Origin of the sequence: Bradyrhizobium sp. RT6a, assembly GCF_040547675.1 — a bacterium.
Classification (GTDB): Bacteria; Pseudomonadota; Alphaproteobacteria; order Rhizobiales; family Xanthobacteraceae; genus Bradyrhizobium.
This window is the reverse complement of the sequence record NZ_JBEPQC010000029.1, coordinates 1-1,382: the sequence shown is the minus strand read 5'-3', so window position 1 is coordinate 1,382 and position 1,382 is coordinate 1. Positions and strand designations below refer to the sequence as shown.

The following is a 1,382-nucleotide window of genomic DNA, read 5'->3' as shown; positions in this document are numbered from 1 at the left end:
GGAGATCGGCAGGCCGAACAGCTGGCCGCCGATCATCGCGGTGACGTATTCGACCATGGCGCCTTCGCCGGACTGGGTCTTCTTGGTCATGTTAGTTTCTCCTGATCCCGCTGGTTAGGCTGCTGCGCGGCTCAGCTCGGAGGCACCGGCGGCGCCCGCGGTCTGTTCCTTCAGCGCCGCGATCAGACCGGGACGGTCGAACTTGGCGACATAGTCGTGGAAGCCGGCCTGACGGCCGCGCTCGATCGCCGCCGGCGACACCAGCGCGGAGAGCCCGATGATCGGCATCGCGCCCAGATTGCTGTCGGAGCGGATGGTCTCGGCAAACTCGAACCCGTTCATGTCGGGCATCTCGATGTCGGTCAGGACCACGTCGAAGCTCTGCGCGCGCAGCGCCGCTAAGCCCTCCTGCGCGGTCGGCGCGGTGCGGACGCGGTAGCCGGCGGCCTTGAGCACCGGGGCCAGCATGTTGCGGAAGAACGCCGAGTCGTCGACCAGCAGCACCGATTGCGAGTGCAGCGACGGCTTCATCTCCTTGCGGGTGAACCAGTCGGAGAACGCCATCGGCAGGAAGTGGCCGACGTCGATCACTTCGGTGGCCTGGCCCTTGATCACGGCCGAGCCGAGAATGCCGGAGGAGGATCCGCCGACCTCGATGTTGAGCCGTTCCTCGACGATGTCGATGATCTCGTCGACGACGAGGCCCATGGAGCGGCCGTCATCGGAGAACACCAGGATCGGCTGGGCGCCCTGGCTCGCGATGGTGACGCTCTCCATGGCCACGAGCGGCATCAGCTGCTCGCGGTACTGCACCATGTAGCGGCCGTTCGAGAACTCGATCTTGTCGGCCGGGAGTTCTTCGAGGCGCGTGACGAGCCCGAGCGGGACCGCCTTGGGCTGGGACGAGCCGGCGCGGAACACCAGCAGCGAGGTGGTCTGCTCGCCCGATCCGATGTGGTGAGCCCCGTTCTCGTTGTTCATGTCATGGGCCGAGGAGCCGGCGGCGCCGAGCGCCTTGGCAATGCCGTTGGGGTCGATGATCATGATGACCGCGCCGTCGCCCAGGATGGTGTTGCCCGAGAACATGTCGATGTGACGCAGTTTCGTCGACATCGGCTTGACCACGATTTCTTCGGTGTGGAACACGCCGTCGACGACGATGCCGAAGGTCTGGCTGCCGACCTGCGTCACCACGATGAAGCCGTTCTCGGGATCGGAGACGGCGCCGTCGTCGATCTTGAGCAGCTTCTTGAGATGGATCAGCGGCAACAGCTTGTTGCGCAGCCGGAGCACCGCGGTGTCCTTGATGCGCTCGATGCGGTGCTCCGAGTTGGCGCGGGCCCGCACCAGCTCGACCACCGAGAGCTGCGGGATCGCAAAGC

The 1,382-nt window shown here is 65.8% G+C and carries 1 protein-coding gene and 1 pseudogene; both read right to left on the bottom strand.

From position 1 onward, the window contains the following. Positions 1-90 (bottom strand): annotated as a pseudogene (locus tag ABIC03_RS39200) (chemotaxis protein CheW); the annotation flags it as partial. Positions 91-114: 24 nt separating this feature from the next. Beyond that, the coding region (locus tag ABIC03_RS39195) for an ATP-binding response regulator (protein ID WP_354066261.1) at positions 115-1,382 on the bottom strand (1,268 nt) is incomplete at its 5' end.